This is a genomic window from Pontibacter roseus DSM 17521 (assembly GCF_000373265.1).
Lineage (GTDB): Bacteria > Bacteroidota > Bacteroidia > Cytophagales > Hymenobacteraceae > Pontibacter > Pontibacter roseus.
The window spans coordinates 72005-97356 of the sequence record NZ_KB890766.1; the positions used below are offsets into that span (position 1 = coordinate 72005).

General features: G+C 55.9%; 22 protein-coding genes. 8 read left to right on the plus strand and 14 right to left on the minus strand.

Annotated elements, in window-relative coordinates; all coding sequences use genetic code 11:
- Window positions 1-27: 27 nt before the first annotated feature.
- The 5 genes from B051_RS0114585 (at window position 28) to B051_RS21380 (ending at window position 3759) form a co-directional block, all read left to right on the plus strand.
- Window positions 28-1263, plus strand: a complete 1236-nt coding sequence (locus B051_RS0114585; RefSeq protein WP_018478953.1) for a lipase family protein — start codon at window positions 28-30, stop codon at window positions 1261-1263.
- A 286-nt stretch (window positions 1264-1549) separates the two neighbouring features.
- Entirely contained in the window at window positions 1550-1864 is a 315-nt protein-coding gene (locus B051_RS0114590) for a hypothetical protein (protein ID WP_018478954.1), read from the plus strand.
- 10 nt (window positions 1865-1874) lie between these two features.
- The gene (locus tag B051_RS0114595; protein ID WP_018478955.1) at window positions 1875-2519 is read left to right on the plus strand and encodes a hypothetical protein; all 645 of its coding nucleotides are present in this window, start codon (window positions 1875-1877) and stop codon (window positions 2517-2519) included.
- A complete protein-coding gene (locus B051_RS0114600) occupies window positions 2498-3304 on the plus strand; it encodes a sensor histidine kinase (protein ID WP_018478956.1) in 807 nt (268 codons plus the stop codon). The genes B051_RS0114595 and B051_RS0114600 overlap by 22 nt, the downstream gene beginning before the upstream one ends.
- A 2-nt stretch (window positions 3305-3306) precedes the next feature.
- Entirely contained in the window at window positions 3307-3759 is a 453-nt protein-coding gene (locus tag B051_RS21380) for a response regulator (RefSeq protein WP_018478957.1), read from the plus strand.
- Window positions 3760-3803: 44 nt separating this feature from the next.
- Here the strand turns inward: B051_RS21380 and B051_RS0114610 are convergent, their stop codons facing one another.
- Complete coding sequence (locus B051_RS0114610) at window positions 3804-5060, minus strand: MFS transporter (protein WP_018478958.1); 1257 nt, start codon at window positions 5058-5060, stop codon at window positions 3804-3806.
- Between the two features lie 167 nt (window positions 5061-5227).
- Here B051_RS0114610 and B051_RS0114615 point away from each other — a divergent pair, with 167 nt between their 5' ends.
- Window positions 5228-5521, plus strand: coding sequence for an HNH endonuclease (locus tag B051_RS0114615; protein WP_018478959.1), 294 nt, complete (start codon window positions 5228-5230; stop codon window positions 5519-5521).
- Window positions 5522-5527: 6 nt separating this feature from the next.
- Here B051_RS0114615 and B051_RS0114620 read toward each other — a convergent pair whose 3' ends face one another.
- A complete protein-coding gene (locus B051_RS0114620) occupies window positions 5528-7015 on the minus strand; it encodes a nicotinate phosphoribosyltransferase (protein ID WP_018478960.1) in 1488 nt (495 codons plus the stop codon).
- A gap of 159 nt (window positions 7016-7174) precedes the next feature.
- On the opposite strand from B051_RS0114620, the gene B051_RS0114625 reads away from it, so the two are divergent.
- Window positions 7175-8239, plus strand: a complete 1065-nt coding sequence (locus B051_RS0114625) for a DUF6687 family protein (RefSeq protein WP_026236422.1) — start codon at window positions 7175-7177, stop codon at window positions 8237-8239.
- A gap of 148 nt (window positions 8240-8387) precedes the next feature.
- Window positions 8388-9239, plus strand: coding sequence for a universal stress protein (locus B051_RS0114630; protein ID WP_018478962.1), 852 nt, complete (start codon window positions 8388-8390; stop codon window positions 9237-9239).
- Window positions 9240-9316: 77 nt separating this feature from the next.
- Here the strand turns inward: B051_RS0114630 and B051_RS0114635 are convergent, their stop codons facing one another.
- From B051_RS0114635 to B051_RS0114690, 12 genes are all read right to left on the minus strand, one after another.
- The gene (locus tag B051_RS0114635; RefSeq protein WP_018478963.1) at window positions 9317-9733 is read right to left on the minus strand and encodes a hypothetical protein; all 417 of its coding nucleotides are present in this window, start codon (window positions 9731-9733) and stop codon (window positions 9317-9319) included.
- Between the two features lie 16 nt (window positions 9734-9749).
- Window positions 9750-10592 carry a thermonuclease family protein gene (locus B051_RS0114640; protein ID WP_033316936.1) on the minus strand — a complete coding sequence of 281 codons (843 nt, stop codon included), beginning with the start codon at window positions 10590-10592 and terminating at the stop codon, window positions 9750-9752.
- A gap of 199 nt (window positions 10593-10791) precedes the next feature.
- Window positions 10792-12813, minus strand: coding sequence for a tetratricopeptide repeat-containing sensor histidine kinase (locus B051_RS0114645; protein ID WP_018478965.1), 2022 nt, complete (start codon window positions 12811-12813; stop codon window positions 10792-10794).
- Window positions 12814-12978: 165 nt separating this feature from the next.
- Window positions 12979-16623 carry an AAA family ATPase gene (locus tag B051_RS0114650; protein WP_018478966.1) on the minus strand — a complete coding sequence of 1215 codons (3645 nt, stop codon included), beginning with the start codon at window positions 16621-16623 and terminating at the stop codon, window positions 12979-12981.
- A gap of 153 nt (window positions 16624-16776) precedes the next feature.
- On the minus strand, window positions 16777-18006 hold the full coding sequence (locus B051_RS0114655) for an exonuclease SbcCD subunit D C-terminal domain-containing protein (protein ID WP_018478967.1): 1230 nt from the start codon (window positions 18004-18006) through the stop codon (window positions 16777-16779).
- 151 nt (window positions 18007-18157) lie between these two features.
- A complete protein-coding gene (locus B051_RS0114660; protein WP_018478968.1) occupies window positions 18158-18565 on the minus strand; it encodes a hypothetical protein in 408 nt (135 codons plus the stop codon).
- Between the two features lie 180 nt (window positions 18566-18745).
- Window positions 18746-20089 carry an MBL fold metallo-hydrolase gene (locus B051_RS0114665; protein ID WP_018478969.1) on the minus strand — a complete coding sequence of 448 codons (1344 nt, stop codon included), beginning with the start codon at window positions 20087-20089 and terminating at the stop codon, window positions 18746-18748.
- 18 nt (window positions 20090-20107) lie between these two features.
- A complete protein-coding gene (locus tag B051_RS0114670) occupies window positions 20108-20497 on the minus strand; it encodes a rhodanese-like domain-containing protein (RefSeq protein WP_018478970.1) in 390 nt (129 codons plus the stop codon).
- Between the two features lie 117 nt (window positions 20498-20614).
- The gene (locus tag B051_RS0114675; RefSeq protein WP_018478971.1) at window positions 20615-20923 is read right to left on the minus strand and encodes an ArsR/SmtB family transcription factor; all 309 of its coding nucleotides are present in this window, start codon (window positions 20921-20923) and stop codon (window positions 20615-20617) included.
- 231 nt (window positions 20924-21154) lie between these two features.
- A complete protein-coding gene (locus B051_RS0114680; protein WP_018478972.1) occupies window positions 21155-22660 on the minus strand; it encodes a catalase in 1506 nt (501 codons plus the stop codon).
- A 118-nt stretch (window positions 22661-22778) separates the two neighbouring features.
- Window positions 22779-23729: a YeiH family protein gene (locus tag B051_RS0114685; protein ID WP_018478973.1), complete on the minus strand. Its 951-nt coding sequence runs from the start codon at window positions 23727-23729 to the stop codon at window positions 22779-22781.
- A 122-nt stretch (window positions 23730-23851) separates the two neighbouring features.
- Window positions 23852-24991, minus strand: coding sequence for a BamA/TamA family outer membrane protein (locus tag B051_RS0114690; protein WP_018478974.1), 1140 nt, complete (start codon window positions 24989-24991; stop codon window positions 23852-23854).
- Between the last annotated feature and the right edge of the window lie 361 nt (window positions 24992-25352).

Sequence of the window (25352 nt, forward strand, 5' to 3'; positions counted from 1 at the left end):
TAAGGCTAATACAATAGAGAAAGACAGATGAAGAAGATAGTAAATAAATGGAAAATTTGGGTGCATACCTGCGTGGTGGCACTATTGCTGCTGACGGTGGGTATACCTATGACGGCGTGCAGCAAAGGGGATGAGGCCGTTCCGGAAACAGCCGTGGAGCGCGAACTGCTGGTATCGGCTGAAAAAGTAGCCACTATTCCGGCTTCTGCCTTGCAGCGGTTAGCGGATGCGTATGGCGGCAGCCTGAAAGAACAAATCAAATACGATGTAGCCGTGTACACCATACGCTACCGCACCACCTACCAGGAAAAGGAAACGGAGGCATCCGGGCTGGTGGCGCTGCCCGTGAACAGAACCTCACCTGCACCGGTGCTGAGTGTACAGCACGGTACCATTTTCAAACACGAGGAGGCGCCCTCGGCATCAGCCGGTGGACTTACCGGATTCGAGTTTTTCGCAGCGGGCGGCTACGTCACGCTGATGCCTGACTATCTGGGTTTTGGCGCCTCCAAGCAGGTGTTGCACCCGTACTACCACCAGCAGTACTCAGGCCTTGCCGTAGTGGATATGATTAAGGCGGCGCAATCGCTTTACGCTCGTGAGAACATAGCTGTCAACGACCAGCTTTTCCTGGCGGGCTACTCAGAAGGGGGCTTCGTGACGCTGGCTGCGCAGAAGGAGATAGAGATGAATCCGGCGCACGGGCTCAAGGTGACGGCCTCGGGTGCCGGCGCGGGAGGGTATGACCTCACCGAGATGCTGGCCGATGTTGTGGCGGGCAAACCCTACGAATATCCTGCCTACCTGGCCTACGTGCTCATGAGCTACAACACAAGCTACGGCTGGAACAGACCGCTCACCGATTTCTTCCGGGAGCCGTATGCCTCGCGCCTGGCAGCACTGTTCAACGGCCAGCACAGTGGCGGCAACATCAACAGTCAACTGACTACCAATACGAGGGAACTCTTCACAGAGAAATTCCTGACTGACCTGAAAGGCAGCGGAGAGCAGGACCTGAAGCAAGCGCTGCTGGCCAACAGCTTCAACAGCTGGGTGCCGCAGAGCCCCACGCGCCTATACCACGGCACCGCCGATGTGATTGTGCCTTATGCCAACTCCGAGCATACCTTTATCCGCATGAAGGGGGCCGGCGCTCCGAACATGACGCTGGTGCCCATCAAAGGCGGCACGCACGGCAGCAGCTTCATCCCGATGGTGGTGGACCTAGTGCCTTGGATGCAGTCATTCGAGAAAAGAAACTAAGTCCACCTCAGCCAGGCACAGGAAAGCCTCGCAGCACGAACCGCGCTGCGAGGCTTTTTTTTATCAGTTTACGCCTAAAGAGCCTGGGCTATACCTTGGGGTGTTTCAGGTATAATAGCGGAATCAGTTGATGCAAGTAGTCCACGAAAAGATTGGTCAGCACCAGGGTATACCCGCTCTATACCCATAAACTGTTTTTCGGAAGAGAAAGATAATGATACTTAGTAGATATAAAATTTACTATATTTAAATTTGAACCTTATTTCAACCGCTAAACACAACACACATGAAAATCACAGGCAAAGAGGGCGGACCGGTGGACCGGGCTATCGCCAAACGATGGGCAGCCAGGTATAGACGTGCAGGGCGCGGAGCAGTCAACTGCCATATATTTGGCAGGGAGCGCATACTGGAGCTGCTCAACCAGGAGGGATGCATGGGCGTGAAAATCTACTATGCCCTGAACGAGCAGGATGAGCAGCAACTGCTGCTGGTGGCTACCGACGTGGACGGAAACAACATGGAAGACGGTTTGATTATGGACAAGTCAAGTACCTGTCCACCGGATTGCAGTGGCTCTGGCGACCTGGACAATGACTAAGAGGGTCTGAATGGACATTTTCAGGATTTTCGCCTTACTTTCAGCTTTTTCCATACTGGTGCCTCTGGCCACCTCTTCGCTGCGGCTGAAGAGCAGCGACACACTGGTGCGGGTTATCTTTACCTATGCCTTCATCATCCTGTTGGTAGAGGCCGGTGGGCTCTATACCAGGGAACTGGGGCAGAATAACGTCTGGCTTTCCCACTTATACGTTCCGTTGGAGTACATGCTGCTGTCCCTGGCGATGGCGCTGGGTTTTCGGAACAAAACCATCCGGCAGGGGATATACCTGTCCATTGCGCTGGTGCTGGTGTTCGCCATTGCGAACGTGGTTCTGTGGCAGCCCCTGGACAAGATGAACTCCCATGTGCGGGCCCTGAGCAGCACGCTCATGAGCCTGCAGGCCCTGCTATACCTGTACAAGGCCTTTATGGATGTGACGAACGTAAAGCTACTCCGGGACCCCTTCTTCCTACTCAGCATAGGCATCCTGATATACTTTGTGGGTACAGTTTTTCTGTTCGCCTTTCTGGAAGACATGATACGGGATTCCATGCAGATGGCCCGCTACTTCTGGAGCTCCATCAACTCCAGCTGCACCATCGCCTTTAACCTGATACTCGCCCTAGTTGCATGGAAAGCCCCGAGTCGCTGAATCCTTGGTTGCCCGTCCTCATCTCTACGCCCCTTATGCTCTTGCTGGTGGCGGGCATCGTGTTGTTTGTGATGCGCTACCACAAGCGGCTGGTGGCGCACCACGAGCACCTGCGCCACCTGGAAGCTGTTAGGCAGCGGCAGTTGCTGGAGGCGGCGCTGGAGGCCCAGGAGGCGGAGCGCCGTCGCGTTGCCCGCGACCTGCACGACGAGGTGGGGGGCATGCTGGCGCTCATCCGCCTCAACATCGGGCAGGTGGCGCGGCAGAGCGCGGAGGCGCAAACAGCCACCGAGACCGCGCTGCGGGCGAAGCAGCAGCTGGATGAGGCCATTGGCAGCGTACGGCGCATCTCCCACGACCTGATGCCTGTGGTGCTCGAGAAAATGGGCCTGGTGCAGGCCATCAAAGGTATGGCGCACTCCTTTCCGCCGGACGGCGGCCTGGAAATGCGCTTCACGCACAACCTGGACCAGCAGCGGCTCGACGCCCGACAGGAACTGTTGCTTTTCCGGATTTTGCAGGAGCTTCTCAACAACTCACTCAAGCATGCCGGGGCCTCACTCATCACAGTAGACCTGCATAAAACGGCCACAGAGGCCAGTCTGACGTATACTGATAACGGTAGGGGCTTTGACTATCAGCCTGTTCAGCAGGGAGGCGAGCAGGCAGGCGGCCTGGGGCTGAGGAACCTGGAGAGCCGTGTTGCCTTGCTGAATGGGCGCTTTCACTACAATTCACGGCGCGGGGCCGGAATAAAAGCTGAAATTGTCATCCCGATTACGTAGATTTGAATTGCTATATTGGAGGCCTGCTTATGGAGCTGCAGTCACTTACGTTGGCCATCGCCGATGACCATACCCTCTTCCGGAAAGGAGTCATTGAGATTCTGAAGAATTTCGAGGAAATAACCGTTACCGATGACGCTGGGAACGGGGTGGAACTGCTGGAGAAAATAGAGAGCAACCTGCCCGACATCGTGCTCCTCGACCTGGAGATGCCCGACATGGACGGTATAGCCGTAGCCCGCTACATTCTGAGCAAATACCCGCAGGTGAAGATTCTGGTGGTGTCCATGTATGGCGAGGAGGAACTTGTCAAGAAGCTCATAGACGAGGGGGTACACGGTTACCTGCTGAAGTGTGCCGAACCTGAGGAACTGCGGGAGGTGCTGCAGGTACTCAAAAGCGGAAACTCCCACTACTGCTCCGTCCCGAAACAGTACTTCACCCTGGGGCAATAAAAGAAAAAAGCCGCAACATGTTGCGGCTTTCGTGTTTCTAAACCTTATCCCACTGCTTTGATGTACCGCACCACCCAGATGGCTACTAAGGTCACGACGCAGGCCATCACGCCCACCCAATTGTAGTGAATTAGGGTTCCATTCGCCGCTTCCTGCACAATGAGGCCGGAGACAAAAGCCGCTATACCTGCACCCAGCTGCTGCACCGAGGAGTTGATGCTCATGAAGCTTCCTCTCAGTTTGGGCTCCACGCTGGAAGTCATCAATGACATGGCCGGCACAAAGCGCGCCCCGAAGAAGATGAAGAACACCGTTGTCACCATCAGGGCCGTCACGTGCTCCACAGGCGGCAGGTTCGTGATGATGAGGATGGGGATGATGGAGAGCAGCGCGGCTATTTTGAACACCCGGTGCTTGCCGTGCTTATCAGCCAGGCGACCCGCCCATTGCGACGTGAACACCGTTGCCAGACCACCGAAGAGGTAGATGTAACTCAGGTCCCGCTCCGTGAAACCCACGTTGGCCACCATGTAGGGGCTGATGAAAGGCACCACCAAAAAGCCCGCCATCGTGAGGGTTACCGTCAGGGCCATGGCCCACTGCAGGTTACGCTTCTTCAGAATCTCCTTGAGCGTATGGAGAGGGTTGCCCGGAACGCCGTTAGTCAGGTGTCCGCGCATGGTGGGCAAAAAGCGAACGGCCGCCAGCAGGACGATGAGGCTGAGGCCCACCAGCAGGTAGAAAGGCGCGTGCCAGCTCATCTCGCTCGCCAGGTATAGCCCGATAGGTATACCGGCTATGGAAGCCACTGAGAAAGCCGCCATCACACGTCCCGTCGCCGCCCCTCTTCTGTGCTCCGGTATGGCATCCCCAATTACGGCCAGCACCAGTGCGCCCAACACACCACCAAAGCCACCGGCCACCACACGCGCCAGCAGCAGCAGACTGAAGGAAGGGGCGATGGCGCAACCCAGCGTGCCGATGATGAAGCCCAGGTATAGGGCGAGCAGCGCATATTTGCGGTCGAAGCGGTCAATGAACAGCGCGCTCACGAAACCGGCCACGGCCGCGCTGAAGGTATAGGCCGATACCAGCAAACCGAACTCACGCGGCGAGATGTCAAAAACGCGCATCAGCTGCGGCCCTAGCGGCATCATAATGACAAAGTCCATCATGTGTGTGAATTGAATAGCCGCCAAAATGAAGATGAGCATTCCCTCCCGTATGACCTCTTTGGGTACTACATCTTCCGTCGCCTGGGCTGCTATACCTACTGTATCGTTATTTTTGTACTGGTTCATAGTTTAAACATCGAAATAAAAACAAGCCGGCAAATCTACGCATAAATTGCTCCTTTCCATACGCCTCTCAACCACGAAAAATTCAATTGGCCGAAGTCTTGTAAACTACGGGAGGCTGCAAAATGTTCTGGTAAAAACACGTAATAGGGAGGAACGTAATATTTTCTATGGCAAAGAAGCAGGAGGAGCTGGTTTGTGAGCTGTGCGGCCGTGAGGTGCTCTACCTGACGCGCCACCACCTGGTGCCCCGCGAGGAGGGAGGCCGCTACGGGGCCACGGCCGAACTGTGCCAGCCCTGCCACAGCACCCTGCACCTCACCTTCAGCAACCGCGAACTGGCCACCCTCTACAACTCCATACCCGCCCTGCAGGAGGCGGAGGGCCTGCAGAAGTACCTCAAATGGGTGCGCAACAAGCGGCTGGAGCGCATCTCCAACAGGCGCGGCAGGCGAGGAAAATAATTGGCGTCACTGTCCGGTGACGGCAGCCTCTCCCTTTTCCCGCAGCTCCAGTATCAGCTCCGTCTTGAACTGATGGAAACTCGCCTCCAGGCCGGCCGGGTAGCTGTGCGGGTTGAGCAGGCGCTTGATGCTTTCGTGCAGTTTTCCCAGCTCCTCCGTTCGGTGAGTGCGGATGGCCTCCATATCCGGAAGTTTATATACCAGCTCGCCTTTTACAAATATGGCCACCAGCAGGTCCTGGTAGGCGGTGCCGGCAGGTATGGCTTTGCGGAGTGTGCTGTCAAGCGGAGATACAATGGTGGTTTGCTCCGGCAGGGGCTCCGCCTCATTGAAAATCATGTCCGCGATGTACCCGTTCTTGTCATAGAAGCGGCGCACCTGTTGTATACCTGGGTTCGAGGTTTTGGCCAGCTGCTCCGACAGCTTGATGTTGTAGCTCCAGGAATCGTCCTCCTGCCGCAGCGCCGCCAGTTTGTACACCCCTCCCAGCGCCGGCTGGTCGTAGGCCGTCACCATTTGCGTGCCCACGCCCCACACGGTTATTTTCGCCCCTTCCTGTTTCAGGCTGGTGATGATGTGTTCGTTCAAATCGTTGCTGGCTACGATGCTGGTCTCCTGAAAACCCGCCTCGTCCAGCAGCCTGCGCGCCTCTTTGCTTAGGTAGGTGAGGTCGCCGGAATCCAGCCGGATGCCGTTGAAGGTGAAGCCCGAGAGCTGCAGTTTCTGGGCTACGTCGATGGCGTTCTTCACCCCCTCCACCGTGTTGTAGGTATCCACCAGGAATACGGAGTCGTGTGGAAAGGCCTGGCCGTAGGCCTCAAAGGAGGCGCTTTCACTCTCGAAAGCCTGCACCCAGCTGTGCGCGTGGGTGCCCTTCACAGGTATGCCGTACAGCTCGCCGGCCAGCAGGTTAGAGGTGGCATCCGCTCCGCCCACATAGGCCGCCCGGGTGGCCGCCAGGGCACCGTCTATACCTTGCGCACGGCGCATGCCGAATTCAATCACCTGGTCGCCTTTGGCCGCCTCCTTGATGCGGGCGGCCTTTGTGGCTATCAGCGTCTGGAAGTTGACGATGGTGAGCAGCGGCGTCTCGACGAGCTGGGCCTGCAGCAGAGGTCCGCGCACACGAATCAACGGCTCGCCCGGGAACACGACGCTCCCCTCCGGTATGGCCTCCACATCACAGGTGAAACGCAGGTCGCGCAGGTAATCCAGGAAACCCTGCTCAAACAGGGGTGTTTGCTGGCTCCCCTTCAAGCTGCCCAGGTAGGCTAGGTCCTCGTCTTGGAACCGCAGTTGCTGCAGGTACTCCACCGCATGCTCCAGTCCAGCGGCAATGGTATACCCTCCCTGGAAGGGGTTCTTGCGGAAATACAGGTGGAAAACAGCCTCGCGCTCGGCCATGCCGTGCTTCCAGTAGCCGTAGGCCATGGTAAGCTGGTAGAGGTCGGTGAGCAGGGCCAGTGATGTTTCGTATATCTTCTTCAGACTCATGGTATGCAATATTAACTCCTTAAAACGAATAAGTGCGAGATTGGGTGTTAAACTATGCCTTCCTAGCCCCGTGCTATACCTGCCCAGGCAGGGAAGGGCCACAGGCAAACCACAACAGCCCTGGTATGAACTGGGGCTTCTTTTCCGTATCTTTCAGACATGATAAAGCGACGATTCATGCCTTTCTCGGAGGCGAAGACACACAGGGCCCTCATTGTGGACAGCGCGCACCCCAACGGGCTGGTGCTGTCGCATTGGCGCGGCGCGGCCACCCCAGCCGAGGTGCGCGACGACACCAGCGCGGCCATCGTGCTGAACGCGCTCCGCTTGGACCTGCCCGGGCTGGAGCTCTCCTACGTGACGGCCAACCATTTCGATATCGATGGGTTTGTGGGGGTATGGAGCCTGCTGAACCCGGAGAAAGCGCTGGAAAACGAGGAGCTGCTGCGCCAGATGGCCCTCATCGGCGATTTCCGGGAGCTGGACCTGAACCACCCGCTGGCAGGGGAGGCCCTGAAACTGGTGTGCTGGCTGAACGCCCGGGAACGCGACATGTTCTACGCTCCCTTCGCAGCCGATGACATGGAGGAGTCGGAGGCGAAGCTCTGCGTGCAGAAGTTCACCTATTTCCTGCGGGAGTTTGGCCGCGTGCTGCAGGATCCGGACTGGGAGAAGCCGGTATGGGAGGAGGAGGTGGCCGATGTGTTGCTCGGCTACCGCGACATGTACAAGCCCGACACCAAACTAGAGCGCCATCCCGGTATAGGACTCATTGTGGTGCACACACACAAGCCCTTGCATTACTATGCCCTGTTCAGCCGCACCATCGGTTTTGACATCGTGCTCAGCTGCTACGACGACAACCGCTACGAGCTCGAATACAAGTACACCACCTGGGTCGACATCGCCTCCCGGGCCACCCTACCGCGCATCTCTTTGGCGCCGCTGGCCCGCAAGCTGAACGAGCTGGAGCAGTCGGGCCATACCTGGACGGCCGACGGCATCACCGAGACCGGCCCGCTGCTGCGCCTGGACGGAACCGGCCTGTCCCGCATGGAGGCGTTCGACAACCCCACGTCCCGCGAAATCCACTCCTCCTCCATACCTGTGGAGGAGCTCAAGCAGATTGTAATTGCTTTCTACAAAGAGGCCTATGCCGGTGTGCAGCCCAAACGTTTCTGGACCTGGGAAGAAGTGAAGGAACTGAACAGGCGGTATAAGTAGGGCAGCGGAAGAAGAAGTAGAGAGATTCTGGCGGCAGGAACATGATGCATGTCATTTTTGATATCGTTATTAATGCTCATTTTTGTTCATGCTCGTATACATAGTAAATACTTGATATAAGTCAGCGAAAGCCCAACTCACACTGAACATGAAAAAGATTCTCTGCCCCACCGACTTCTCAAAAACCGCCACCAAAGCCGCGGAATATGCCGCACTCATAGCCCGACAGGCCGGCGGCCACCTCACCCTGCTGCATGTCGTGCACCTTCCCATCGTAGATACATCTGAGACGGCCTTGGTGGCCAGTGAGCTGTTGGGGGAGCAGATGCAGGATGCCGAGCAACGGCTGAAGGAACTGTGCCTGCGCATGGAAGAGGGCCACGGCGCCAACAGGGGTGGAGGCTTCACCTGTGACTACATCATCAAAGAGGCACTCCTGACGGACATAACGGAGCACTTGACCAAGACAAGCGGCTACGACCTGGTAGTGATGGGCACGACGGGCGGCGGCAATGCACTGGAAGAACTGCTGATTGGCAGCAACGCCGAGGCGGTGATAGAGCAGGTGAAATGCCCGGTGCTATCGGTTCCCTCCACCGCCGCCAGCCCGCAAATCCGCAAAATCATATACGCCTCTGACTATGAGAAAGACGACATAGCCACGCTGCGGGAGGTGCTGGAGTTCGCCTCGCTCTTCGGTGCGAGCGTGGATGTGGTGCATGTCACCAAAGAAGCAAGCGAGAGCGGCAGAGAGAAGGCGGAGCGTTTCTGGCAGGAACTCCAGCAGACCTTCGTAGGGGCACCTATACGTTTTCAGGAAGTCATCAGCCGCCACCGCGATGAAGGCCTCCGGAATTACTACAAAGAGACGCAGGCAGACATGGTGGCGATACTGCGCCGCGAAAAAGGTTTCTTGCGTGCCCTCTTCACCCAGAGCCTGGCCGAGAAGATGACTTATCAGGCCGAAGTGCCGCTCCTGGTGCTCAAAGGCAGAAAATAATTCAGGTATAATCCTGACCACAAACAGCAGAGGCGGCCTATATGGGCCGCCTCTGCTGTTTGTGGGTATAACGTATCTTACAGACCTGTTTCCATCTGTACCGCGTTTTCATCAAAGATATAGGCGAGGTCGGCGCTGCACATTTCGCAGTTGTAGCGGTCAAATGCCTCCACAGCGCGGGCCAGCGTCAGGTTACGGAACGTACTTTGGCAGGTGATGAGCACCGGGCAGTCGTGCTTCTGGTGGAAGGTGTCCGCGGACTCGTCCAGGCAGATGTACACGCGCTTCTTCTCCACTCCTTTGAAAGAATAGTACTCAGGTTTGGGCCGTCTTTGCTGCTGCACGGTGTCGGCTTTGGCGGTAGGCTGTTGTGCTGCTGCTTGTGGCTGGTCGGTGTCAGGTGATTGGCAACTGGCCAAAGCAATGAGCAGGCAAAACAGACCTGCAGTGGCGCGTTTCATCATAGGTATGGCGTCGTAGAGAATGGCTTTCATTCAAAAATAAGCGCTTTTATCCGGGGCTGCAAGTTTTGTCGGCGCGGCGGTTGTGTTCCCGTATTGCGGCGGCCTCAGTCACGGTCAGCACCTTTTCTTTGCATCGTTTCAAGACGGAGCAGTTCTGGGAATAGTGGTACACGGCAGAACCGGAGCTATCGCAGAGGTATACCTTTCGGGTTGTGGCGCCGGCAGGTACAGCGGCTTTGCTGTTGTCAACGGGCTTCGGTTTTTGTTTACGGAAGTCCCAGGGAGCCACAGGGTTGGGGTCCTGCCAAAGGCCTCGCTTGAAGCGGCGAGCATCCGCCTCCAGGTTCTCCAGCGTCTTGTCTTTGGAGTAGGCCTTGTAGTGCCAGGCGAAGCCTTCACGCACCAGTTCCTGGTTCAGGTTGCGGCCGTCAGGCAGTATGATGGTGCCCACGGTGCGGCCGTAGCGGTCTTTGTTGTGCTCAATCAGGCGCACGCTTTTGCCGAAAGCGAGGTCGGATGCGAACTGCTTGGCCCGCTGCCCGTAAGCCTGGTTTTTTTCAGGCGTGTCCACTCCGAACAGCCGTACCGTCACGGTCTGGCCGTTGCGCAGCAGCTCAAAGGTGTCGCCGTCCTTCACGCCCACCACTTTATCGCCGGGAACCGTGGGGGCTGGCCGGGAGTCTGTTGCCGGTTGGTTGCTTTCTGGCTCACGCGCAGCAGGAGGGGTTTCCTGGGCTGCAGGAGGGGCGCTAGGCTGTGGCTGTTCCTGCTCTTGCAGCGTACCTTGGCGCTGCCGGAACTCTTCGCGGGCCTTCTCCCGGTCCTGGTTACAGGAAGGGGAGGCAAGCAGGAGCAAGGATAGGAGAAGGTATAGAAGGCTTCTGTTCATGGGGCAAAGGTGCTAAATTCTTCGGGTAAAGCCACACGTGTAATCGCCTCAGTGCCCGAAAAGCGTCAACAAACTACGCCTTCCAAGCCTTCGACCACCATGGGTTCACCTATGGTTCACATACGTTCCTTCACCACTTTTCAGGTATAGCTGAAGCCGTTGTTTCTGTAATGTATAGAAGGCGGTTAGGGCGCAAAGTCTAGACGAGTTCGGGCTCTTCCTGCTCAGCCGGCATAAGGGCTTTTTGCGGTGCCGGCTCAGGTGTCGCGTGTGGCAGCGTGAACATGAAGTTGCTGCCCTTGCCGGGCTCGCTCTCTACCCAAATGGTACCGCCGTTCTGCTCTACGAAGTCCTTGCACAGGGACAAGCCAAGACCGCTGCCCTTTTCGTTGGCGGTGCCGCGGCTGGAGTAGTTGCTTTTGCCAAACAGTTTCTGCTGCACTTCCGGTGTTATACCTACGCCCGTATCTTTCACCGACACAAACAGCATACCCTGCCGCACAAAGGCTGAAAGCGTGACATGGTCACCGGCTCTGCAGAACTTGATGCCGTTAGAGATGAGGTTACGAAGCACCAGCCGTATCATGTCCTTGTCAGCGAATCCGGCCAAATCGGGAGAAATGGTGTTCTCCAGCCTGATATCCTTGCCGCTGGCCATGGGAAGCAGGAGCCGGATATTTTCATCAGCCAGTTCACGGAGCACGATGGGCTTGGCGTCTACTTCGAATCCGTCCATTTGGGCTTTTGCCCAGTCAAACAGGTTGTCGAGCATCCACAACACGTTCTGCTGTCCTTTTTCCAGGCTGTTGAACAGGCCTTCCTGCTTGTCGGCGGGCACTTTGCCCATGGCCATCACGTGCAGCAGGCCTTTCAGCGCCACCAGCGGCCCCCGCAAGTCATGCGCGATGACAGAGAACAGCTTATCCTTGATGGCGTTTAATCGCTTGAGTTCCTCTTTCTGCTTCTCCAGCTGCTCCGCCTGCATCGTAAGCACTTTCTGGTGCTGACTGAGTGCCTCGTTCTTCTGCATAATCAGCTCATGCTTCTGTGTGAGCATCTGGTTGATGCGCCCTCGGTGCTGCCTTCCTTTGTAGAATCCGTAGGCCACCATGCATGCCAGGAGCAGCAACGTGACGGTGAAGTACTGTATGATGTTCTTCTGCTCCAACTCCTTCAGGTTGAGTTCCTGCTCTGCCCGCAACAGCTGGTTTTCCTGGTCCTTCTGGGCTGTCTCGTATTTCACCCGCTCCTGTGCCATTTTGGTGGCGGCCTGTTCGCTGTTGATGCTGTCGCTGTAGGCCATTTGCAAGGTGAGGTAGTGGTGCGCCATATCGTAGTTTCCCATGGCGGTGTAGATTTTGTCGAGCACCGAGGCGTTGTGCTTCGCCTCTACCTTTCCGGCATAAGCCTGCGCTATCTCTAGGCTCTCCAACGCGTTATCGACTGCTTTCTCATACCGCTTTGCCAACAGGTAGGCTTCTGCTTTACCGCGTAGGGCGTATACCTTGTCGTGAGCACTGTTGAGTTTCTCGGCCAGCGGGAGCGCCTTGTTGAAATAGGTCAGAGCCGTGTTGTAGTCGCCTTTGCCATTATAGGCATTGCCCATGTTGATGAGGGAAATCAACACGCCCTGGTTATCCTCCAGGCCTTCCTCCATGGGAAGCGCGTAGCGGTAGTAGAGCAAGGCGCGGTCAAACTTGCCCTGGGATAGGAACACGTTGCCAATGTTGGTCATGGTGGCGCTCATGGAGGCGGTATCCTTGGCGAGCGTGGCAAGGGAAAGGGATTTCTTGTAAAAAGGCAGTGCCTCTTTGTAGTTGCCCTGGTTGAAGTAGATGTTGGCGATGTTGTTGTAACTGGCGCTGATGTCCTTGGGGTCGCCTGCTTTCTCGCGGAGCTGGAGAGACCGGTAGTAGTAGGCCACGGCGCTGTCCAGGTCACCCAGCAGGTAATAGCCCGAGCCGGTGGCGTTATAGGCTTTGGCCAGCAGTTTGTCGTCGCCCACCTCCCGGGCAAGCTCTACCGCCTTTGTGCCATAGGTGACGGATGTCTTGGGGTTGGAGTCCTGGTGGGCGCTGCTGAGTTCGCAGTAGATTTCCGCCTTGCGGCTCAGTTTATCCGTTCCCTCTAGCTCCGCTCGCAGGTTTTTGATGACGTTCTCGTTCTGGGGCGCCAGGACGGAAAGCAGCAAGAGGCACCTGGTCAGGAGTAACAATAGCATAGAGGCATCAGTGAAGGTTTGAAAGTCGGCGACTCATTTCACTTTGGTGTAGCAATTTATACTATTTTATTAAATTTTAGCTACTATGGGAATATAAATATACCCATAGTAGCTAAAATGCTATAGGTTGTAAACCAACCCTATAGGAGAGGCGGTAAAAGAAATCTAGGCCACCACCTCAACCGAGCTTACTCCGCCTGCCCGTTTTTTCACTACAATTTGTGTGCTGATGCGTTCCTTTAGTGCCTCTACGTGCGAAATGATGCCAATCATCTTGCCACTCGCCTGCAGGTTCTCCAGCGTGGAAATGGCCGCATCCAACGTCTCTGCATCCAGTGTTCCGAAGCCCTCGTCAATGAAGAGCGAGTTGATTTGGGTGCGTCGCCCGGCCAAGTCTGAGAGTCCCAAGGCCAGGGCCAGGCTCACCAGAAAGCTCTCGCCCCCTGACAACGTGTTCATGGGGCGCACCGCCTCCGCCTGGTAAGTATCCACAATGAGTAGCTCCAAGTCCTCCTCGGAAGACTTGAGGATGCGGTAGCGGTCGTTGAGCCTGTGCAGGTGTCGGTTAGCCAGTTCCACCAGCCGGGCCAGCGTGAGGCCCTGGGCGAAGCGGCTGAACTTGTTGCCATCGGCGGAGCCAATCAGGTTGGCCAGTTGGTCCCAGCGGTTGCATTCCTGTTGCTGTACACGCAGCTGTTCGGCTAGTTCCAGGTTCTTCTCGCGCTGCTGCCTGTCCTGCTCCAGTACCTGCTCGTAGCGGGCGCGGGAAGCGATGAGCTCGCGCTGTTGCTGTGTCTTTTCCAGGTATAGCTGCTGGATGGTCTCCATACCTGCCGTGGTCAGTTCCTGTGAGATAGTCTGCTCCAGCTCGTGCTGCACATCGGTGAGGGTGCGGCGGAGCTCTGTCAGGTGCTTCTCGGTCTGGACCTTTAGGTTGGCCAGCCGGGTGGCCTCGTCTTTGTCGAGCAGCATCTGGCTCAGCACCTCGATGGTCTCGATGCCCTGCTGCTGCAGCACGCGTAGCAGGCCGTCGCGCAAGTCGTCGAGCATCGACTTGTTTTGCTGGTGGGTATGCTGATACTCCTGGTGGCGTTGGCGATTCTCCTGTAGCTCCTGCTGCTTGCGTTGGTGTATGGCGCGGGCCTCTTCAGCTTGTATAGCGCGTGTCTTCAGCTCCTGGTGGGCCTGCTGGCGCTCCTGTTGTGGGTTCTTATCGCCGAAAAGTGCTTGCCGGTCAGTCTTGCATTTCGTGAGTTGGGTATGCTGTTCTTTGAGTGCCGCCTGGCGCTCTTCCTGCTCTTTTTGTTTCTCCCGTACCTTAGCCTCCTGGTTTTTTACCAGTTCCTTCAGTTCGATGAACCGCTCACGCATGGCGTCCAGAGCCTGCTGTTTCTGCTGAAACTCCGCGGCCTGCTGCTCCAGGGTCTGCAGCAGTTGGGAGCGGGTTTCGGTGGTATACTGCAGGCCATAGGAAATAGCAAAAGACGCTGCCATCTGGGTATGCGCCACCTGCTGCTCCTGTTCATCTTTGAGTTGTAGCTGGAGTTTTTCCAGTTGGATTTGCTGGTGCCTGTGTGATTGCATCAGTTGGCTGATGCTGGCCTGTAGCCGAAGTTGGGACTCGCGCTGTTGCTGGGCCTGCTGGTTTATACCCTCCAACTCACGACTAAGGGCGCGGACCTGGGAGAGCGTCTGCTGCAACTGACTGAGCTCCTGCTGTTGCGATTGCAAGAGCTCGTTCAGTTTCTCTATTTCTTCAATGGCTATACCTGTGCCAGGGGCAGTAGCAGCGAAGTTATGGCGCAGTCGCTCCACCTCTGCATTAGTTTCCGTTTTGGCAGTGGACGCCATCTGGGACTTTTGCTGCAGGGTGTTGAGCTGCAGCTGCAGGGCCGTGGTGGCGTGCTGCAGTTCTGCCACCAGTGTCTGCTGTGCGTCGCGCCGCTGTACCTCCTCCGGCAGATTGAAGGTATGGCCTGTTTCCAGAAAGGGGTGGTGCTTGGAGCCACATAGCGGGCAAGGCTGCTCTGCCTGCAAGGTATGGCGGTCGGCTTCATACTTTTGTATCTGCTGTTGCAGGTGTACCAGCTTCTGCAGGTCCTGGAGGTGGGCGGCGGCTTGGGTATGCTGGTGCTGGGTCGCCACCAACTGGGCCTGCTGCGCTTGTGTCTCCTGTTCGTACTGGGTAAGGGCTTGTGTCGTTTCCTGCAGCTTCTGCTGTTGCAGTGTGTGTTGCTTGGCTAGTTCCAGCAGCTTTTCATAGCGGGACAGTAAGAGGGGTTGTTGCTGGGCCGACTGCTCCAGTTGGTCTATGGTTTTATCAGAGAGCAGTGATTGCAGCTGCGCCAGCTTCTCCTGTTTTAGGGTATCAGATGCCTGCAGCTGCGCCTCGGCCTGCTGCAGGAGCATGCCTTGCTGCTCGCGCTGACTCGCTTCCTGCTGCAGTTGGGTCTGCAGTTCCTGTTGCTCTTGCTGGTTACGTTTGATGTGCTGCTCTACCTCCTGCAGGTCGCGCAGGGTCTGCCGGAACTCTGGCAGGTGCTCCCGTAAATCCTGCAGGCGCTCATGCTGCTGTAGCCAGCCCTTCAAGACTGTGGCTGCCTCGGTGAGTTTGTCCCGCTCCACTTGTTGCTCCTGAAGCAATGCCTGTTCCTGCCGTAACAGTTCATCAAACACCACATAGGCGTTCTTGTCTTTCTGGTAGGCATCCCGCACGGTCTGCAGTTGGTGGTCCAGCTGCAGGACTTGGGCCAGGAGAGGCTCGAGTTTCTGTACTGCCTCCTCTTGTTGCTGGTGTGCCTTGCCCGCCTCGGTAGCCACCTTGCCGGATAGTTCCAGCTCCGCCTCCAGCACCGGAATGCGATTCACCAGTGTCTCCAGTTGTGACTGCACCTGCACCAGCTGACCGCTGGCCACTTCAATTCGGGTGAGTTGCCCTTCGTACTGACGGGCCTGTTCGTGCTGCTGCAGTTTCTGGAAGTCGGGTCGTAGGCGCTCCAGTTTCTGCTCCTGTTCCTGTAGTGTGGCCTGCTGCTGTTGTGACCGGGCCTGCAGGTGCTGTACCCGTTGCAGCCACTGTTGCTGGTTCTGCAGGGTCTTGGTTTCCTGGGCCAGTGTTGCCTCTTGTTCTGAGAGCTCTACTATAGCTTGCTCATACCCCTGGCGCTGCTCCTCCGGCAGTAACTTGCTGTCCTGCAGGCGGCGCTCCAGGTCCTCCTTTTTCTGGCGCTCCGTCTTTGCCTTCTCGTAGGCGAATTTCGATATCTCGGAGTAGATGCCGGTGTCGGTGATTTTTTCCAGCAGGCTGCTGCGCTCGTTGGGGTTGGCTTTGAGGAAGCGCGCGAAATCACCTTGGGAGAGCATGACCGAGCGAAGGAACTGGTTGTAGTCCAGGCCGCATATTTCGGCAACTTTGTCAGGTACCTGGCTGGGTTTGAGGTCAAGGAGCGCATCGGCTTCAAAGTCATGCAGCTCCATGTGCACGGCCTGAATCTTGCCCTCCACCTTGCCGCGGCTGCGGCGCAGGTGCCACTTGGACCGGTATACCTTGCCATTGGCCTCGAACTCCACCTCCGAAAAGCTCTCCGCGGTATGGCGCGTCATCAGCTCCAGGGGCTTGTCGGAGCTGTGGCGGTGCACAAGCCCGTACAGGCCCACTGTGATGGCATCCAAAATGGTCGTTTTGCCTGCCCCGGTAGGACCAGTGATGGCAAACAACCCCGCATCTGCTAGTGGGCTTTGGTCGAAACGGATTTCATGTTCCCCCTTGAGCGAATTAAGGTTCAGGAAGCGTACGGAGAGGATTTTCATGAGGTGATGTTACTGTTTTGGAATCGATTGAAAGTCTGCAGGGTCTTCCTTTTGGAGCACATAAAGTGCTTACTGGAGCTGCTAAGGCTGCGAGGTCAGTTTCGGGGAGCGAGGTAAATTCCCAACGCTTACTTCTCTCACTTCAACACGTGATTAACTTTCCTCTCCCTGCCCCATCAGCTCCAGAAGCTCCGAGAAGGTAGCGATGAGTTCGGTGTGGTCGGAGTCGGGAAAGGTGCTCTGGCAGCGCTTCAAGAACACGTCCTGCTCGCGCAGGGAATGCAGGTCCACTTCTTCCCGCACCTGCTGCTCCAGCGTCTGCCGGGCGGCTTTGATGATGGGCGGGCGGTGGATGAGTAGTTGCAGTTGGTCGTTCTTCAGCATGAGTATTTCCTCCAGTTGCTGGTTCAGGTCGGGGAGGGGAGCCTCCAGTTCTACCTGAAGCTCGGCCCAGGCCGGTATGGTATAGGCGGTGTTATCGTAAGCGGCCAACTTCTGTTTCACCTCTTCCAGCGGGCCTTTGAAGCGCACCAGTTTGCGGCAGACAGGTATAGCCAGCTCTTTCAGGTCAGCGAGTTTTCCTGCTTCAAAATCCAGCACATACACCACTTTCTTATCTGACACTTCACTAAAGCTGAGGGGAATGGGGGAACCGGAGTAGCGGATGTGACGTGCGCCGTTGACCAACTGCGGACGGTGCAGGTGGCCTAAGGCAACGTAGTCGAACTCCTTCGGGAACTGGTCTGCCCCAATCTGTCCGAGGTTGCCCACGTGAATCTCCTTCTCGCTGTCGGAGGCCGAGCCACCGGCGGCAAACAAGTGCCCCATGGCCACTACCGGTATACCTTGTGTTTTATATACCGCAACATGCGGCACGAAGGCGGCGTAATGGGCGGCTATACCTTGTTTGATACGCGACTCGCGCTCTTCATAGCTTTCGCCCGGCACCGACAGGCGCACATCGCGGTCGCGGAGGAAAGGAACGGCACAGACCACCAACTCCAGTTCACCATTTTTGTCGCGTAGTTCGATGAGCTCATCCAGCGGGTCGGCTGAGGCGCCACCTATCACCTTGATGTTGAAGCAATCGAGCAGTTCCTTAGGCGCGTTGAGCGTGGAGACGGAGTCGTGGTTGCCGCCGGTGATGATGATGTGGCGGCAGCAGGTGGCGCATACCTTCGTCAGGAAGTTGTAGTACTGGCGCAGGGCTGTGTTGGAGGGGGCGCCCGTATCGAATACATCGCCGGACATGAGGAGTACCTCTACCTGCTCCTGTTCAATGGTTTGCAGCAGCCAGTCCAGAAAGTGCTGGTGTTCTTCGGTCCGTTCTAAGTTGACGAGGCGCTGGCCGAGGTGCCAGTCTGAAGTATGTAGTACGCGCATGTCCCTGTTCCTTTCTCCTTTGCAGCCCTAAGTTACATTAATGTATACCTATACTGCAAGTTGGTTATATAACTTTTTGAAGAGAAATGTATAGCAAAAGTGCTATATTAGTGGAAACGGGGGCATCCGAAGCGACAGGGGAACGATTTCCTTATACGCCCAGCCACTGCTGCGCTTCGTGCTGGCTGGTGAAATTCTTGTAGATGAATTTGTTGTTGTTTTGCGCCTCTGAGCGTGTAGCAACTGCCTCGAGTGCGATTTTGGAGAAAAGACTTGATGGTAGTACCCTAGCGAGCTTTTGAAGGTGTGTCTGGGAGAGGAGCGTGTAGAATTGCGTAGACATCCAATCTTTGGTGGCCGCGTCGAGAAGCTCCAGCCTTTGGGCGTTTGCTACGGCTCTGGTAACCTTGGAATCCCGTAGCGCCTCGTAGAGCTTGATGCCCCCGGTGACCATTTCGTCTTTGCTCACCGCTCTCAGCCATTCAGCCCGAAGCAAGTTATTGTCTTGGTCAACCTCTATCTTGTAGAAGTCAGACTCATATGCGATTTTGAAAGACATCGGGTACGTGGCAAATTGCTGTGATAGACTGTGTAAAAGTAAGCATTATTATTTTATCTACGGTAAATCTTACAACTGGCTCGTGAGCAGTTAATTAATATTCTGTTATTATTTCAGATGATTACAAAAAGAGAGGGGCCCGCTGCATTTGCAGCGGGCCCCTCTCATATGTGTGTTAGTTTAGTGGGCGGCTTGGGCAAAGGAGGTAATAGCGTCGCTCAGGTCATAGACCGGCACATCCAGGTATGCTTCCAAGATGCTCTGTCCAGCGGCGGAGCGGTAGCCTGCGGCGCAGTGCACCATCACCGGTTTGTCCTGCGGCACCTCATTTTTGCGCTCGCGCAGCTCCGGCAGCGGGATGTGGATGGCCTTATCGAAAATCTTGCCTCCCTTCACCTCGCCGTTGTTCCTAACATCGACGATGGTATACCTGTCCGAATCAGCCTTAAAATCCTCCAGGTCCGTCTGCTCGCTCGTATCGGGTAGAAGGGCAGGGGCGAGCAAGGCACCCTTTATGTTCTGCTCATATCCGATTTTAGCCGACTTGCGAATCACCGATTCCAGCACCTCTTGGTTCTCGGCAAGCAGATAGAACTGCTCCTCCGGACCGACGATGGAACCGAGCCAAGTCTCGAATTTGCCGCCTTCCTGTATGTTGATGCTATTGGGCAGATGGCCTATTTTATACTGCGCCTGCGGACGCGTGTCTACTACCAAGACATCATTTTGCAGCTGCGTATCGCGGTCCAAGCGGGGTACAGCCTGTACGCTTTCCTCAAAATCAGCAGCACCGGCTTTGTTGATGCCCACGTTGTAGCCAAAGTATTTCGGAATGAACGGCTGGTCTTCGAGCAGGGTGTCCACAAACTGTTGTTCGCTCATGTCCTGCAGCGCATAGTTCTCTTTCAACTGTTTGCCGATGGTGGAAAAGGTCTCAGGACTCAGGTTTTTGCCACAGAGCGAGCCGGCGCCGTGGGCAGGGTATACCAGCACCTCCTTCTCCAGTTTCTTGAACACCTGGTTGGTAGTGGCATACATCTGTTTGGCCAGTTCCTCGCGCTTGGCTTGCATGTTGCCTGCCTTCTCACGCAAATCAGGGCGACCGACATCGCCTATGAAGAGGGAGTCGCCGGTGAACACGGCGTGCTGATTACCATCGGCATCAAGCAGTAGGATGGAAATGCTGTCAGGAGAGTGGCCGGGGGTGAAGAGGGCTTTCAGGGTCAGGCTGCCGAGTTTCACCTCGTCACCGTCATCAAAGGCGTTGTGCTCGTAGTCAGCGCCCAGCAGGCTGCTCACATAGATGATGGCGCCGGTGGTGCGGGCAATCTCAGCGTGCGAGCTCACGAAGTCGGCATGCGGGTGCGTCTCAAACACGGCCACAATCTCAGCATTGTTAGCTTTCGCGAAATCGTAGTAGGGCTTCGGGTCACGGGCGGGGTCCACCAGCGCCATCTGGCCTTGGCTCACAATCGCATAGCTGGCATGGGCCAGTCCTTTGTCGTAAAACTGTTCTATCTGCATGGTTCTAGTTTGTGTCGTTTACTCCTGAACCGGCAGCCCTGCACCTTTCAGGTCTTTGTAGGCACCGATGTTGTATACCTTCCGGAAACCGGCCTCCTCCATGAGTTTGGCCGCCTTGCCGCTCCGGTTGCCGGAGGCACAGTACAGGTAGTAGGTCTTGTCCTTGTCCCAATGCTGCATTTTCTTCTCAAACTCCCCGCTTAGGAAGTCGGTGTTTTGGGCTTGCTCGACGTGTCCCGCTTCAAACTCAGCAGGAGTGCGCACATCAACCAGCACAGCTTCTTGGTTTTTATCATGTTGGTTCTTGTATTCAGTGGCAGTCATGGTTTTGGCTTGGCCGTCGCCCTGCTGGGGGCCGGTGCAGCTCAGCAGAAAAGCCGAAAGGATGCTCAAGGCAAGTGCTTTCATAGAAGATTCTCTTTTATAATGATAAAAACGGGCTGGCGCCCATTTTGGTATACCTTATGGGCGACTGCCTTTCCTTCAGGAGGTATACGCAAATACTTCCTGGCGTAAATATAGAAACTATCTGACTGCTTTGCAGCCCTTGATGCAGTCAATGATGTTGGAGATGGAGGTATCGGTCAGGAAGTAGAACACGTGCTTGCCCTCGCGGCGGGTCTCCACGATGCCTTTGTCGCGCATGTTGGTGAGGTGGTGGGAGAGCAGCGACTGCTCAATCCGGAGCACCTCCTGCAGCTGGCTCACGGTTAGCTGCTCGCGCTGCTCCAGCAAATCTATGATGCTGATGCGCACCGGGTGAGCGACGCATTTGAGGACATAGGCGGTACGTTCCAGTAGCTTCTTATCAACCCTTACTTTCAGGTTACTCATGCAGGTATGGTAATAGGTAATGCTAATACATGAACATGTATTCATGTGATGTAGATTAATACAATCCTAACCTCTAAGAAGTTCCGGCAGAAAGCACACGGCAATCGAGTTAGGGATGCGCCCGAAGTGGTAGGTATGGGTATGTAAACCCAGGTATAGGTATGGGCTAACACAGGAACAGCAAAGCCGGCGCAGGGCCGGCTTTGCTGTAGGGTAATAGGTGTGTCCGTATTAGTTGGCGTGGATGGCACCGGAGTAGGCGCTGATGTCGACGCCCAATCCCTGTGCTACGCCAAGTCCTAGCCCGATGTCGGCACGGAAGAAGTGACACAGCTGACGGTTTATAATCTCAGCCCGCTTCGGTCCGTCTATACCTTGCATGGCTCCCACGATGTTGCGGATAGTGTTTTTCTTCTCCTCCGGCGTCATCAGGCGGAAGAGGTCGCCCGGCTGGGTGTAGTGGTCGTTCTCACCTTCGGCGTTGCGGTCGTACCAGTCGGCCACCACATTGCTGCCTAAGTGCTGCGACGGCTCTTTGTAGGTCTCGTCTGCCTTGGTGTCGTCGAAACTGTTCGGGAAGTAGTTGGGTGCGCTGCCGCCGTTGCCGTCTACACGCATAGCGCCGTCGCGTTGGTAGTTGTTCACCGCAAACGGACAACGATTCACCGGAACCTGCTCATAGTTGGCGCCGATGCGGTAGCGGTGCGCGTCCGGGTAAGATAGGATGCGCCCCTGCAGCATGCGGTCCGGCGAGAAGCCGATGCCATCCACGAGGTGCGCGGGCGCGAAGGCGGCTTGCTCTACGTGCGCAAAGTAGTTGTCCGGTACCTCGTTCAGCTCCAGTATACCTACATCTAGCAGCGGATAGTCTTTCTGGGACCATACCTTGGTCAGGTCGAACGGGTTCCACTTGTAGGTTGCGGCTTCTGCTTCCGGCATAATCTGCACCTTCAGAGTCCAACGCGGGAAGTCGCCGCGGTCAATGGCTTCTACCAGGTCGCGCTGTGCGTGGTCAGGGTCCATGCCTTTCATGACGATAGACTCCGAATCGGTTAAGTTCTGGATTCCCTGCAGTGTCTTGAAGTGGAATTTCACGAAGAAGCGCTCGTTGTCTTGGTTGATTAACGAGAAGGTATGGCTGCCGAAACCATGCATGTGGCGGTAGGAAAAAGGCGTACCGCGGTCGGTCATCACAATCAGCACCTGGTGCAGGCTCTCCGGGTTCAGCGACCAGAAATCCCACATCATGGTAGCGCTTTTGGTGTTGGTGCGCGGGTCGCGCTTCTGGGTATGGATGAAGTCCGGGAATTTCTTCGGGTCTTTGATGAAGAACACTGGCGTGTTGTTGCCTACCAAGTCCCAGTTGCCATCTTCGGTGTAGAACTTCACGGCAAAACCACGTGGGTCGCGCTCGCTGTCAGCGCTGCCCTTCTCGCCACCCACCGTGGAGAAGCGCAGGAACACGCGGGTCTCTTTGCCGATTTCGCTGAACAGTTTGGCTTTTGTATACCGGGTGATGTCGTGGGTGACGGTGAAGGTGCCGTAGGCGCCGGTGCCTTTGGCGTGCACCACGCGCTCCGGGGTGCGCTCGCGGTTGAAGTGAGCCAGCTTTTCATGCAGGATGAAGTCTTCCAACAGAATAGGGCCGCGCGGACCGGCCGTCATGCTGTTTTCGTGTTCGTAGTAAGGCTTACCGGAGGCGGTAGTCAGTCTGGTGGGTTGATTTTCGGAGCTCATATAGCAGTGGTTTTGAGGTATGGTTCAGTTTGAATGCCTCAAAAGTATTGCTAGCTGCTATATAGTTCAAATCAATAAAAATGATACACAGATAGGTTGCATCTATAATGATAATTGATTAGCCTAGGCCGTAGATAATGGCCAGCGAAGCAGCTGAAACAAATAGCCAGAGAAGGAGTCCCTGCCAGAAGGGTTTGGGGCTGATGCTGCGGAGGGCGGACAGGCTGATGTTGGCCCCGATAAGGAAGAGGCTCAGCAGGAGTCCTTTTTTTGCTGTTCCCACAATGGCCGGGGATACGGTAGCAACAACAGGTATGAACGTGCTAATGACGGAGGCTAGCACAAATAGTACGATGAACAGAGGGATGCTCAGTTTCTTCTCTTCGCTTTTGAAGATGAAGCTGGAAACCAGCACCAGCGGCACAATCCAGAGGGCGCGGGTGAGTTTGAGGGTGGTGGCAATCTGCAGGGCTTCGTCGCCGTAACGCGTGGCAGCCCCTACCACCGAACTGGTGTCGTGTATGGCGATGGCGGCCCAAACACCGAACTGCTCCTGCGTGAGGTGTAGCATCTCACCTATTGATGGGAAAACAAAAAGCGCCACAGCATTCAGAACGAACACAATGCCTAATGCCACCGATATCTCCTGGTCGTTGGCTTTGATGGCGGGCGCCACCGCCGCAATGGCGCTCCCCCCGCAGATAGCCGTGCCCGACGACACCAAGTGCGTGAGGCGGGGAGGGGTGTAGAAGATTTTCCCCAAGAGCAAGCCGACAAGCATGGTTACCGCCAACGACACAAAGGTATAGACGATGCCCATCAACCCGGTTTCCGCCACCTGGTACAAGTCGATGCCGAAGCCCAAGCCCACTACCGCCGCCTGCAGCAGGTATTTGGAGGTTTTGCCCGTATGCGTCTTGAAAGGGTTGCCGAGCAGCAGCCCCACCACCAGACCCGCGAACAGGGCCATGGCCGAGTTGAGGAAAGACGTGAACAGAATCAGGAGGACCAGGAAAATGAAAACACTCTTCTGCAGCAGGGGCGAGGAGAGCGGAAACAGAGTGGGCATGTTCAGAGGCGTGTTTGCTTTCAGGGTATAAATCTACGGCAATTTCCGCTTCGTTACTGCTTCTGTATGTTTTTCAGGAAGCTTGATTAGCTTATTGCGCCAGAAAGCAGGTATAGCCGCCCCTAAAATGCTTCCCCAATCATGACATAGAAGTTCATGCCTTCACGGCCATAGCCGATGTCGGCCCTAATGTTCAGTTTCTGCTCCGGGTTGAGAGCGTAGCGCAGGCCTGTTCCAACGGAGTATTTCAGGGTGGAAAACTGCACATCTTTCGGTTTGTCGAACACATCGCCTATACCTGCAAAGGCCGCCATACCGAAGCGCCAGAACAGCGGGAAGCGGTACTCCAGTTGGGTGCCGGCAAAATTGTTTTCCAGGAAGCGGTTCTTGGCGTAGCCGCGCAGGATGCGGTCTCCGCCGGCCATGGCCATGCGCATGACAGGTATAGCTCCGTTGTTCAGGGTGAAGCTGGTATTGTGCGCCAGCACGTGGTTCGGTTTCAGCTGGAAGTATTTACGGAAATCGAGGTTGAAATTGTTGTAGCCGAAGTCCCCGCCAAAGGTACTGCCAAAACGATAACCCGACATCTCCAGGTACATGCCCTCGCTGGCGAAGGCCACGTTGTCGCGGCTGTCAAGCAGGAACACGAGCCCCAGGCCGCTGTTGAGCCCGCCTTTGTAGCCGGGAATCTGCTGGGCGATCAGCTGGCTCTCGCGGTCCTCGTTGATGGGGTTCAGCTGCAGGTCGTAGTAGTTGGCTATCTGGAAATCAGGGCCCAGGAAGGTGCGTGCGCCCACTTTCTTCAGCGCGGCCAGCCGTGCACTCACATAGTCGTATTCATAAATCTCCTCATCCTCCAGATGCGTGTCATTGCCGATGCCATAGAAACGGTCGGTGTATACCCGGTGGCGCAGCTCACCGCGCAGGAGGTACTTCTCCTCACGCGTAAAGATGGCCCAGTCCAATAACTGGTCGGTCTGTTTGCGCAAGGTATAGTCCACGATGAGGCGGGCGGTGGAGAGGCGGGTATAACTCGAATCCTCCCGGCTCTGCAGCTTGAAGAAACCTAGCAAGGCCGCCCCAAATCCCAGCTTCGTGTCAGGGGTATAGTAAAGCACCGGAATTGGAATCACCCCCCGGGTTTTCTCTTTGGCTGGGGTAGCAGTAGGTATGGCATCTGCTGTTTGTTCCTGCGCTTTAGTCAAAGTGCCGAGCAGCAGGCACAGTCCCAGCAGCAAGCTACCGAATACACGTGGTTTCATAAAAGTACGGTTGAAGTGAGGAAAGCAGGAAAAGCCTGTGTTACAACAGGTATACAGCAGTTTTTTACCAGCCGAAATGTAAGAAAATGCTGCTTCGGTTGGTGCAGGTAAAGGCAAAATATTTTCTTGGGGAAATGATGTTTAGAAGGGAGGGACGGGGATTCCCTTTAAGACGTGGCAGGATGATTAAATTCAGTACTGCGACCGGCAATGCAGGTATACCTGTGCAGAATTAAACATCCCCCGTCGCATTCTAAGGGACTTTTCTGCACTAGCTGTCATTCCGACGAAAGGAGGAATCTTACGCCCTTCCGGCCGTACATCCAGCGGCAGTGCAGATGCGGCTTTTATGGTACTTCAG